The 11,619-nt window shown below is 57.4% G+C and carries 9 protein-coding genes; 4 read left to right on the plus strand and 5 right to left on the minus strand.

Annotated features, from left to right (window positions below; genetic code table 11):
* Window positions 1-59: 59 nt before the first annotated feature.
* The 3 genes from GSQ94_RS11155 to GSQ94_RS11165 form a co-directional block, all read right to left on the minus strand.
* On the minus strand, window positions 60-2,426 hold the full coding sequence (locus GSQ94_RS11155; protein ID WP_158943929.1) for an EAL domain-containing protein: 2,367 nt from the start codon (window positions 2,424-2,426) through the stop codon (window positions 60-62).
* 231 nt (window positions 2,427-2,657) lie between these two features.
* On the minus strand, window positions 2,658-3,623 hold the full coding sequence (locus tag GSQ94_RS11160) for an alpha/beta hydrolase (RefSeq protein ID WP_158943930.1): 966 nt from the start codon (window positions 3,621-3,623) through the stop codon (window positions 2,658-2,660).
* Between the two features lie 69 nt (window positions 3,624-3,692).
* Window positions 3,693-5,243, minus strand: a complete 1,551-nt coding sequence (locus GSQ94_RS11165) for a GGDEF domain-containing protein (RefSeq protein ID WP_158943931.1) — start codon at window positions 5,241-5,243, stop codon at window positions 3,693-3,695.
* 350 nt (window positions 5,244-5,593) lie between these two features.
* Here GSQ94_RS11165 and GSQ94_RS11170 point away from each other — a divergent pair, with 350 nt between their 5' ends.
* The 4 genes from GSQ94_RS11170 to pyk all read left to right on the plus strand — a co-directional run bounded on the left by GSQ94_RS11170 (window position 5,594) and on the right by pyk (window position 9,900).
* On the plus strand, window positions 5,594-6,745 hold the full coding sequence (locus GSQ94_RS11170) for a VWA domain-containing protein (protein ID WP_158943932.1): 1,152 nt from the start codon (window positions 5,594-5,596) through the stop codon (window positions 6,743-6,745).
* A gap of 118 nt (window positions 6,746-6,863) precedes the next feature.
* Window positions 6,864-7,352: a thioredoxin family protein gene (locus GSQ94_RS11175; RefSeq protein ID WP_158943933.1), complete on the plus strand. Its 489-nt coding sequence runs from the start codon at window positions 6,864-6,866 to the stop codon at window positions 7,350-7,352.
* Between the two features lie 30 nt (window positions 7,353-7,382).
* On the plus strand, window positions 7,383-8,282 hold the full coding sequence (locus tag GSQ94_RS11180) for a YihY/virulence factor BrkB family protein (protein ID WP_158943934.1): 900 nt from the start codon (window positions 7,383-7,385) through the stop codon (window positions 8,280-8,282).
* Window positions 8,283-8,406: 124 nt separating this feature from the next.
* Window positions 8,407-9,900: a pyruvate kinase gene (gene pyk, locus GSQ94_RS11185; RefSeq protein WP_158944070.1), complete on the plus strand. Its 1,494-nt coding sequence runs from the start codon at window positions 8,407-8,409 to the stop codon at window positions 9,898-9,900.
* Window positions 9,901-9,990: 90 nt separating this feature from the next.
* Here pyk and GSQ94_RS11190 read toward each other — a convergent pair whose 3' ends face one another.
* Window positions 9,991-10,542, minus strand: coding sequence for a PEP-CTERM sorting domain-containing protein (locus tag GSQ94_RS11190; protein WP_158943935.1), 552 nt, complete (start codon window positions 10,540-10,542; stop codon window positions 9,991-9,993).
* 306 nt (window positions 10,543-10,848) lie between these two features.
* Entirely contained in the window at window positions 10,849-11,379 is a 531-nt protein-coding gene (locus GSQ94_RS11195) for a PEP-CTERM sorting domain-containing protein (protein ID WP_158943936.1), read from the minus strand.
* Window positions 11,380-11,619: the final 240 nt, after the last annotated feature.

Genomic DNA, 11,619 nt, shown 5'->3' on the forward strand with positions numbered 1-11,619 from the left:
TTAGCAACGGTCGCGACCGGAACATTCTGGTTGCGACCGTTATGCATGCCCGGAGTGATCTAGCGAACCAAGCCGGCGACCGGCTCTGGTATGCGCGCCGAAGGATGATCTTCATAGCTTCGCACTACGCCACTAAACTCCGCCTTCGCCACTGGCCTCGATATGAAGTTTCCTTGAGCCTCATCGCATCTCCTTCGCAGCAGGAACCGCATCTGTTCGTCTGTCTCAACACCTTCCGCAACTACCTTGATGTTGAGTCCATGCGACATGGCGATGATGGTTCGAACCACGGCAGCTGCATTGGCATCGGCAACTGCTTTCCTCACGAAGCTTTGATCGATCTTCAAACGGTCCACCTGATATTCCAGTAGGTAAGAGAAGCTGCAGAAGCCGGTGCCGAAGTCGTCAATTGAGATACGGACTCCCAGCTCGCGCATTCTCTGAAGCTTATCCAAAACATGTTCAGAGCTGACCATCAACATGTTCTCCGTGATCTCGATCTGCAGGCACTCCGCCGACAGGCCGCTCTTCAACAGCGCGCTCTCAACCATGGGAACCAGATTCTTCTGCTGAAACTGACGGGGGGACAAATTGATCGATACCGTAAGATCTACGCCAAGCTCGACCTGCAGCGCCCTGCCTTCGCAACACGCCGTAAGGAAAGCCCACTCGCCTATCGGTACAATCAGACCTGTCTCCTCTGCCAGCGGAATAAACTGCGACGGAGAGACGCTGCCCAGCTTCGGGTGCGTCCAGCGAAGTAACGCCTCCATGCCCGTTACCGCGCCAGTGGTCAGCGAGATCTGCGGCTGGTAGTGCATGCTGAGCTCTTTGTTCACCAGGGCATGACGCAGAGCATGCTCCATCGTCAGTCGCTCTGCGGTCTCTTTCAGCATGCTCTCGCTGAAGATCTGAAATTGATTGCGGCCATTCTCTTTCGCGGCATACATAGCGGAATCAGCCCGTTTTAACAGATGCTTCGCGTCGCTCGCAAAATCCGGGTAGATGCAGATTCCTACGCTCGCTGTCACATGCATCAGGTGTTCATCAATCGAAATCTCCGGCGCCAGCCTTGCCACCAGATTGGCCGCGCACTGCTCTACGTCGTTCACGCTGGTGATATCCGGCATCACCACAACGAACTCATCTCCGCCCACTCGCGCTACCACGTCCGTGCTGCGCACCGAGCGAGTGAGTCTTCGTGCGGCTTCGATCAGGAGCTGGTCTCCTGCGGAGTGCCCCAGCGAGTCGTTAATACGCTTGAAGTGATCCAGATCGATGACAAAGACCGCGACTTTTGTTCCGTAGCGGCGGGCTTGCTCCACCGCCTCCACGGTCTTGTCCTGCAACAGCGCTCGTCCGGTTAATCCGGTCAGTTGGTCATGCGTCGCCAGATGAGTTACATACTCCATCATCTGCCGCCGATCCGTGATGTCGAACGCGATGCTCACAAAGCCGCTTACCTCACCGCCCTCTGTCGTCACCGCTCTCACGGCGAGATTGATCGGAGTTCGAGAGCCATCGCGCCGAATCAGCGTCCACTCCCGCTCCTCCATCTCCCCGTCTGCTGCCCCTGCCGTCAGAACTTCGAACCCATACTTCTCCACCGTCGCAGCTGTGTCGATGGCAATAGCTCTCGCCAGGAGTTCGCGCTCATCATGCAGCGCCGTTAGAGAGGCCTTTTCCACCAGCTCTTCGCAGCGATACCCCGTCAGCTTTTCTGCTTGCGCGTTCATCGCCGTGATCGTTCCTTCAAGATCGGTGGCGATGATGCTGAAGGGTGCATTCTGGAAGACCGAATCGGTGAACTCCGCAAGCTGCGCATATCGCTCCTGGGCGCTCTTTGCTTCACTGATGTCTTTAAACGTGATCGCCAGGCCATCGCCGAGTTTCACTACCTGCGTCTGCAGCCACGATGCCTTGACACTCTCGTAGCTGACAGGAAACTCTTCATTCAGCGATTCGCCAGTCTCGATCACCCTGCAAAACCTGCCGAACATCGGCACTGTTGGCTTCATCGGGGTGACGGAGCAAAGAGTCTGTCCCAGCAGCTCGGACCGTGATTGTCCCAACAGCCGCTCGACGTTGGCATTGATGTATAAGATCTGGAAATCAACGATCTTGCCTGCTTCGTCACGGACAGACTCGAAAAGCCCAAAGGCATCCAGACTGGTCTCTGCCGCTGCCAGAAACTGCGAATGAGCAAGCTCGGCACCACGAATCTTTTCTCCACGGCCATATTCACGCCATAGAGCCCAAACCGCCACTGCCGTACCCGACAGCGCAATCAGAACAGTGCTCATTCTTCCAAGTTCAGCTCCGTGATTAAGCCGCCAGAGCTGTACCACCGCCAGCGAGATCGGGATCGCCGAAAGAATCGTCTTCCAAACCCAGGATCGGTGAGAGTCGAGCGCGGAAGCCTTCAAGAAATACCTCGAGGTACAAGCCAGGATAGTGCCAGCATCGTGATGCTCCCCGTCTGCCGGCGTAACCGAACGAAGCGACTTCTCCTTGCGATCAAAGCAAGTGGAACAGGCGGCCCTAACAGGATCTGCTCAACCGTTTAACCCTTAGGGGATGACAAATGAAGTCTATTCGTTTCGCAGCCGGGAAGCATTATTTTTTATGTACCCCTGACTTCGAGCTTCGCGGAATCCCTACTCCTGCGTCATCCATCCATGCATCTCCATCCAGTTGGCCAGCAGAGTGGGATAGATCGCCAGTTCGGGCATCCCCTTCACGTTCTGCGCCATTCCCACCCCATGCTGTCCTCGCTCGAAGATGTGCAACTCGACCGGCACTCCCTCCTGCTTCAGCGCATCGTAAAGGGCAGTTGCGTTGACTGGACTGACTGTCTGGTCGGCGGTCGTCGCAAAGATAAAGCAGGGCGGGGTATTCTTCGTCACAAGCTTTACTACCGAGACGGAGTCCAGCATCGCCTTCGTCGGATGGTCGCCCAGCAACCCTTCCATATTTGTCTTTCTGGGTATCGCATTGTCCATGCTGAATCGTCCATACGACACGATGGCAAAGTCTGGCCGGTCACTCACGCGATCAATTGGATCATCGGCGCCCGCAGCCCCGTTATCATTGACGGCAGCCAGATAGCCGGCCAGATGGCCGCCTGCCGAGAATCCCCAGAGCCCGATCCTGTCCTTTGCCACTCCAAGCTCCGCCGCGTGACTGCGCACATAACGCATCGCTCGTGCTCCATCCAGCATGGGAGAAGGGAAGTGATATCTGGGCCCCAGTCGATACTCCAGCACAAAGGCCGTCACCCCATGTTCGTTCAGCCAGCGCGCTTCTTCGCCGCCCTCTTTTTCGATCGCCAGGTGGTAATAGCCACCTCCCGGCATCACAATCACCGCCGAATGCACTCCCGCCCCAGGCGCAGGAAATACATACATCTTCGGCACATCTCCATCGCCGCTACCCAGGGCTCCAGGCGCTCCATTTGGCCATAACACCACGGTCCTTGCAAATCCACTGGGAGGTTTCGTCGCGGTCCCTGGTGCTACGGCTGCCGGGTGCGCAGGTGTCGCCGCCGTAGCCGAGCTCGAGGCACACCCCAAAGCGAAGCAGGCGCAGAAACAACCAGCCGTCAGCCAATAAAGTGGTCTCATCGTTTTGTCAAAATGCATTCGTCTCAAATCCATCGCCGCCGCAAAAAAATGAGCGATCAAACTTCTAGTCTAGGCTGTCGAATCCGCAGTGGACATTCCGTCGCTTGCCATGACTGCCATCGTCGACTCCACTCGATTCCGTCCAAGGTACTTCGCGCGATACAACGCATGGTCGGAGGCCGTCAGCAACGAGATCAGCGCAGCATTCCTATCCGGCACACCAGCCGCGACCCCAATGCTGATCGTCTGAATCCCCAATTGATTCCCAGAGTGCGGCATCTTCATCGCGGCTACAGCCTGGCGAACATCTTCCGCGATATGTACGGCAGACTCCATCGTCGTGTTCGGCAGAATGACAGCAAACTCTTCGCCACCAAACCGCGCGGCCATCTCCGCTTTATCCTGCAACGCGCTCGCAATCACCTTCGCGATACAGCGAAGGCAATCGTCTCCGCCGACGTGTCCATAAAGATCGTTGTAGGCCTTGAAGAGATCCACATCGACTAGCAGCAGAGCCAGCGACTGCTCATGGCGCATCGCCCGATCCCAGGCCTGCTCAAGCCTCTCATCGAACGCTCGCCGGTTTGCCAGTCCCGTCAACGAGTCTGCGTTGGCTAACTCCCGGTAGCGCAGTTCGCTCTTCTGCAGGGAAGTCTCGAGGGCCTTTCGCTCCTCGAGCAGCGCCGCCACCGGAAAAAAGGTAAACAAAGCTACTGCGACAAAGATCTGCTCGATCACAATCTTGTGGAGCAGATTTGCCCCCGTGATCAGCATCAACGGGCCATGTCCCGTAACGGTAAAACAGATCGAGATCAACGCGATGACAAACACGGAGAGTACCGTGCCGGGAAAGCCCAGTCGAAAGACTACGAGCAGAAGCGCAGGAAAGATAAAGAAGATAAGCGGATCTTTGCTGTGGCTGAATACCAGCGCCGTCGCGGCTGCCGGGATCATCAGGAACAGGAGGGTCTTCGGCAGTTGCTCTCGATGCAGCATGGAAAAGAATCCCGGCCGCTGCAAAATGAAGACCAGCGGCGCGATGATCGCCATGCCCAGCACATCGCCGAGGTACCAGGTCCGAAACAGCATCCACCACGGTCCCGCATTCACAAACAGCATCGTCCACGAAGCACCCAGCGCACTCGTCACCGCTGTCGCTCCCACCACGGCTACTCCAAGGAAGCCCAGCAGAGGAATGCGTTTTGTAAGTTGCAGGGGATTGCCAAACCATCGCGTCAACAGGATGGCGGAGGTGATCACCTCTACAGAATTAGCAACGGATACACCGACGGCCAGCTTCAGCGGATCGCCATAGACGACATCGGCCAGCACGTCAGCCAGAAATCCTGCGACAAAATAAGGCAGCCAGGTCTTCTTGGGTCGCGTCACGATCAACGCAAATAAAAGTCCATTGGTAAACCAGATCGTCGCAACTCCATCCGACTGCCGCGAAAGCACGATTCCCAGCCACGAAAAAAGCAGCAGGACAAAGAACGTCGCGGTCAGGTGGCCCCACCGAACCGACTCTGGACGAGTACTAGCAGACGTGGTCTCAGGCACAGCGCCAGCCATCAGCCCGACCTCGAGCGATGCGTCACCGGTGCTCTTGCTTATCTCCATGTCACGCTCGTTCCAGCATCTCCCAACGTTGTCAGCATACTGCAAGAGGCACCGTCTAACAGGCTATCGCGCAGAGTAACCCCACTTCCCGCCCATCTGCTCCGGGGAGTGCGGCTTTGATCCCGGAGATTCGGTGATTCGCCATGGCTCGCACGCTCGACGGCATACATCGACCTGAAAGCCGAGAAAGTACCGTCTGCAACCACTTTCCCTGTATCGGAAAGGCCAGAATGCAAAAATCATTTGAGATCAATCGATAGTAGCAAGCCAGCGATCTTCCGTCAGCAAAAACGTCCGACAGGAGATCCAGCAGTTTGAAACCCCACCCGGCCGGCACCGTCTAAACTCACATGACTGCCCCCCTCTCACTTCGGCCCCTTTTGCTGGCCGTCGTCCTGATCGTCCCCAGCCTCCATGTCTCCAACCTCATCGCCCAGCAAAAAACTCCCACGCCAGAGCAAACTCCCGCCTCCACCGCCCAGACCATCGCAGTCGATGCCCGCCTCGTCAATCTCCCCGTCGTCGTCCGCGACAAGAAGGGCGCCCTTGTTCAAACCCTCACCAAGGAGGACTTCACCCTTCAGGTGGACGGGAAGCCCCAAACCGTCCGCTACTTCGACAAGGACACCAACCTTCCACTCACCCTGGGCCTGCTCGTCGATACCAGCCAATCCCAGCGCACTGTCCTCGACGAGGAGCGTACGGCCAGCAGCACCTTTCTCGACCAGATGCTCACCAATCCTAAGGATCAGGCCTTCGTCTTGCAGTTTGCCCGAGAAGTCGAGCTGCTCCAGGACCTCACCACCTCCCGCCCGCTTCTCCAGAAGGCGCTCAAAGAGATTGACACTCCCAGTCCCGGCTCCTCCGACGATGACAGCTCGACACGCAGCCGCAGCCGTGGCGGCACCGTCCTTTATGACGCGCTCTTTCTCGCCTCGGACGAGCTGATGAGCAAACAACATGGCCGCAAAGCCCTCATCATCCTCTCTGATGGCGTCGACCGAAACAGCAAGGAAAATCTCGTCCGATCCATCGAAGCCGCTCAGCGCGCCGACACCATCATCTACGCCATCTACTTCAAAGGCGAAGAGTCTCATCCCCAGAACAACAATCCTCAACGTGGCCGCGGCGGCTATCCTGGTGGCGGCTACCCCGGTGGAGGTTATCCCGGAGGCGGATACCCGGGTGGGCGTGGTGGCTACCCGGGTGGTGGCAACGGGCCAGGGAATGGCGGCAACTATCCCAGCCAGAGCCACGTCGACGGCAAGAAAATCCTTGAACGGATGACCCACGAGACCGGCGGCCGCCTCTTCGAGGTTAAGAAGAATCAGGACGTCGCTCAGATCTACAACCAGATCGCTGAAGAGTTGCGCGCCCAGTACCGCCTCGGCTACACCCCCACCGAGGACGCCTCGTCCAGCGGCTATCACCAGATCGATCTCTCGCTCCATCAGAAAGGTCTGGTCGTCCAGACCAGGGACGGCTACTACGCTGGAAAGTAGGCTAACTCCCGCAATTTCAGTTGCGCCGCTCCTCGACCCTCAAGCATCATCGATAAAGCACCCACGTCTCACCAGCCCCACTAAGTAAGATTTTCGACGAACTCGAACAAGGTCTCTCATGAACGTGAAACTCCGCTCCACGACTCTCTCGACAGTAGCCATGTTGCTGATACTCACGTTTGTTCCCCTGGCTTCGGCAGCTGCGCAGTCGGTCTTCATGGTCAATAGACATCTGTACTCCGAAACCGCCAACGCAAACGCCGACATCGCCGCCGCCATGGTTACCGCCCGCCGCGAACACAAACGTATCCTCCTCGACTTCGGAGCTAACTGGTGCGGCGATTGCCAGGTCCTCGACTTCTACTACCGCCAAAGCCCCAACGTGGAGCTTCTCGCCAAGCACTTCCTTGTTGTGCACATCGATACCGGCCACGTCGACCACAACGTCGATGTGGCAAAGAAGTATCATGTTCCCATCGCTCATGGCATCCCTTCTCTCGCCGTCATCGACGCCCACGGCAACCTCCTCTACGCGGAACGCGAGAAGGAGTTCGAGCACACCAGCGTTGAGGCCGTCACTGCCTTTCTCAATCGATGGAAGGGCTAGCCTGCCCGCTTTCACTCGGGAATCCCTCCCATGAGAAGACTCCTGCGTCTTCCCCTGGTCCTTCACGGAACCTTGCTCCGCGCGATGAGGCATGACAGCCTCAACCTGGCTCAGTCCACCGCCTACTCCGCGATGGTCGCACTCTTTCCTGCACTTATAGTCGCCGCCGCGATCATCAGCCTGGTACCCGATACCACGCCACTACGCTTCCAGTTCGCTCTCTTCTTCGACCGCATCCTCCCTCCGGACGTCAGCCCCCTGCTGCAAAGCTACTTCGTCGCATCGCCTCAGACCATTCATTCCACTCATGCCCTGAGCCTAGCTGCCTTCGTTAGCCTCCTCGGAGCCTCCAGCGTCATAGCAACGATCATGGAAGGCCTTCGCCGGGCGAACGATCTGCCTGTCGACTGCTGGACGTTCTGGCAACGTCGCCTTCGTGCTCTCCTTCTGGTTCCGCTCTCGCTCATCCCCTTTGCTTTGGCCAGTGTCCTCGTGGTCTTCGGTCACTACATCACCATGTGGCTCGCGCTCCACATCACTCCCTCCGTCCGCACCTCGGTCTTTCTCTTCGCGCTGCTCCTGCGCTGGGGCGTCGCGCTCACCGGCAGTATCGGCCTCACCGCCCTCATCTATCACATGGGAACCCCCATGAGGCAGTCCTGGAAGCGCACCCTCCCCGGCGCCTTTGTCTCCACGGCCATGTGGTTCCTCGCAACCGTGGTCTTCGGCTGGTATGTCACTCGTTTCGCCAACTACTCCCAGGTCTATGGATCGCTTGGCGCAGGCATCGCGCTCCTCTTTTGGCTCTACATCATCTCGCTCTGCGTGCTCTGCGGAGCCGAATTCAATGCTGAGTTCCACGCTCGGTTTTTCCCCTCGCATCGCACTCATTCCACGTCTGCGCCCCCAAATACCCTTCCACCCGGTTAGAATTGCCACGGCAGTTAAACTCACTGGTCATACCATCCGTACTTTGCGGTGGTGAGAAAGTTTTCGCAAGCGACCCATGAAGAAATCTTCGAATGCAATACCCAACGTTGCCCCCTTTGCCGCAATGGAACGTGGTCGCCGCGCCAAGATCGTCGCAACGCTCGGCCCCGCCTCAAGCACCCCTGAGATCTTCCGCCAGCTCGTTCGCGCCGGTCTCGATGTTGCACGCCTCAACTTCTCGCATGGCAGCCACGAGCAGAAAGCACAGCTTATTCGCATGGTCCGCACCATCTCCAAAGAGGAGCGCAAGCCCATCTGCATCCTCGCCGACCTGCAAGGCCCCAAGATCCGTACCGGCAAGCTCAAAGGTCATAAGCCGGTCCTGCTGACGGCCGGTAAACGCCTCACCATCACGCCGCGCGAGATCGAAGGCAACGCCGCCATCGTCGGCACTACCTTCAAGACCCTCGCCGAAAATCTTGAGCACGGCTCTCGCATCCTGCTCTCCGACGGCCTCATCGAACTGCGCGTCGAGACCGTCAAAGGCGTCGACGTCATCTGCGAGATCGTAAACGGAGGCATGCTCGGCGAAAACAAGGGCATCAACCTCCCCGGCATCGCCGTCAACGTTCCGTCACTCACCGAAAAAGACGAAGAAGACCTCATCTTCGCCATCGGCCAGGGCGTGGACACGGTCGCCGTCTCCTTCGTTCGCACCGCAGACGACGTGCGCCACGTAAAAAATCGTCTCGCAGCTCTCAAGTCCGATGCCTGGGTCATCGCCAAGCTCGAAAAGCCTCAGGCCATCGAGCATCTGGACAGCATCCTAGAGGTTACAGACGCCATCATGGTCGCTCGCGGAGACCTCGGCGTAGAGGTCCCTCCGGAAAAAGTCCCCGCCATTCAGAAGCACATCATCCGTCGCGCAGCCGAGTTCCGCAAACCCGTCATCACCGCCACCCAGATGCTGGAGTCGATGATCGACAATCCGCGTCCAACCCGCGCCGAAGCCTCAGACGTCGCCAACGCCATCTACGACGGCACCGACTCCGTCATGCTCTCCGCCGAGAGCGCCGCAGGCAAATACCCTGTCGAAGCCGTAGCCATGATGGCCAAGATCATTACTGAAACCGAGCACCAGATCCGCCTCGATCCCCGTCCAGCCCTCGGCCATCATCCCAGCGTCCGGCTCTCCATCGCCGAGACCATCTGCGAGTGCATGTCGCACGCCGCCGACGATCTCGACGTAGCCGCTATCGCCATCTTCACCGAGTCAGGCATGACGGCAAGGCTGCTCTCCAAGTACCATCCCGACCCGCCCATCTTTGCACTCTCGCCCTTCGAGAAGGTCATCAACCGCAGCATGCTTCTCTGGGGAACCTATCCCATCCTCTGCGCCCGCTTCCGCGACACCGACAAGCTCGTCAACATGGCGGAACAGATCCTGGAGACTCAGGGCCACGTTCATCAGCGTCAGATCGTCGGCATCGTCGCCGGTACCCGCACCAAATCCGGCGCAACCAACTTCATGCGTCTCCACATGGTAGGCGACCGCGACTCCGAAACCCACAAATCGAAGACCGGGTCCAAACCCGCCGCAAAGAAAAAAGCGAAATAACCGGCAGTCCGGAAGCATCAATACTCAGCAAAGACAAAAGAGCCGCTTCGGGTCACGAAGCGGCTCTTTCTAACCAAGGAAAGCAGTACATCAGCCAAAGCGTAACTTGAGGCGCACCGCACCTGCGATGCCAAGAATACCGGTACCGAACAGCGCGAGGCTGTTGGGCTCAGGGACCGGAGAGTTCTTGCTCAAGGAGATTGTGTCGAATTCAGCGGCAGTGTCTCCCTTCGTGCCTTCCAGGGACGCGGTGTTGAGCGCCACGAGGTTGTTAAGGTTGACCGAACTCCCATTCGCAAGCCCGAACGAAACTCCATCGAAGTCAAAAAACTTGGTTCCGAAGAGGATACCGGGATAGATAAGCTTATTGTCATTGCTCTCGAACTGACCAAGTCCGATCAGTGAGGTGATGCTGGAGCTTGCAGACCCTGTGCTCACCGAGCCGGTAACGCCAGTCACGTCGTAGACGTCAGAAAGTCCTACTTCAGTCGCAGTGAACGTGCCTGCGCCGGAGAAGAGTGGGCCGGAATTCAGAATCGGAATCCCCGAAAAGCTGAAATCGAATGTATCTGCATGTGCAACAGAAGAGGTAGAGAGAGCGGCCAAGGCCAAAACAAAGAGTCCCAGTATTCGGTGTTTCATAAAACTCCTAAGGGATCGCTGACGTTCACTTACCCAGGTACATAGCACTCAGAGGGCCAATCGCGAAAACTAGAAACCCCCCTAAAAGTGGGTAACAAAAATGACCTGAAAAGACTCATGTGGGTAAATGTGCAGAAACATGCACCCTAAAGTGGTATTGAATTTCTTATTCACGAGGTTTATGGAGAACTATTTACCATCCTGTCCCAGAATTGCGCAGTTGTTTTTGCTGAATGGCGGATGGCAGCAAGGCCGCACCTGTCAGTGCGGCCTTGCCCCATAATCTGTCTTCAGTCAATGAAACGTCTAAGCGCTCAGCCTGCGACGAACGACTTCAGCCAGGCCAAGGGCGCCCGTCCCCAGCAGCGTCAGTGATCCCGGCTCAGGCACCGGAGACGCTTCCACCGAGATTGAGCCCAACTCCTCGTCCTGCTTGCCGCCAGTCAGCTTCAGAACTTCTCCTTCTGACAAAAAGAGGTTCACCTTACCCGCACCGTTCGCTAACGTGAAAGACACACCAGACGCATCGAAGGCGCCGAATGGAGCAGGCAGCTCCGGAAAATAGAGCAGGTTGTCATTCGGGCCATCAGCCGGGAATACGCCCGCTGCAAGCAGACCGGAGATCGCATCAGTCGTCTTACCGATGACGATGTCTCCGGACACGCCGACGATGTCATACACACCAGCAATATTGGTTGAGTCCGCCGTCAGCACGCCCGACCCGGAAAAGTCTGCGTTGCTGAAGCTGAAGTTGAAGCTGACCGAGTCAGCCAGGGCAGCAGTGGTGGGCAAGGCAGCCATAACGAGAGTGCACAATGCTAGCGAGAGCCGAGTCATAAATCTCCTGTTAATACTATGGTTTTGTTGCGTCCTCCCTCTTGCACTTCAATGCCCAAGACTTACTCTGCCAAAACCGCCTGAATCAAGCCAAATATCAACTTCGCTCGGCAAGACTCAGTCGCGTGTGTCTTCTACTTTGCACTCTCCACTCCAGCAAAATGCCAAGTTGGTTACTGCCCCGTGAACCACTCTTCGCGTCTCCATACGGCCATCTTCTGATCCTCGTACAATCGATCC

It is taken from the genome of Granulicella sp. S190 (assembly GCF_009766095.1).
Lineage (GTDB): Bacteria > Acidobacteriota > Terriglobia > Terriglobales > Acidobacteriaceae > Edaphobacter.

Bases quoted from the DNA above. Each gene is read 5' to 3' on its own strand.
- GSQ94_RS11195 (WP_158943936.1), bottom strand. From the start codon at position 11,379: ATGACTCGGCTCTCGCTAGCATTGTGCACTCTCGTTATGGCTGCCTTG.
- pyk (WP_158944070.1), top strand. From the start codon at position 8,407: ATGGAACGTGGTCGCCGCGCCAAGATCGTCGCAACGCTCGGCCCCGCC.
- GSQ94_RS11160 (WP_158943930.1), bottom strand. From the start codon at position 3,623: ATGAGACCACTTTATTGGCTGACGGCTGGTTGTTTCTGCGCCTGCTTC.
- GSQ94_RS11165 (WP_158943931.1), bottom strand. From the start codon at position 5,243: ATGGAGATAAGCAAGAGCACCGGTGACGCATCGCTCGAGGTCGGGCTG.
- GSQ94_RS11170 (WP_158943932.1), top strand. From the start codon at position 5,594: ATGACTGCCCCCCTCTCACTTCGGCCCCTTTTGCTGGCCGTCGTCCTG.
- GSQ94_RS11175 (WP_158943933.1), top strand. From the start codon at position 6,864: ATGAACGTGAAACTCCGCTCCACGACTCTCTCGACAGTAGCCATGTTG.
- GSQ94_RS11190 (WP_158943935.1), bottom strand. From the start codon at position 10,542: ATGAAACACCGAATACTGGGACTCTTTGTTTTGGCCTTGGCCGCTCTC.
- GSQ94_RS11180 (WP_158943934.1), top strand. From the start codon at position 7,383: ATGAGAAGACTCCTGCGTCTTCCCCTGGTCCTTCACGGAACCTTGCTC.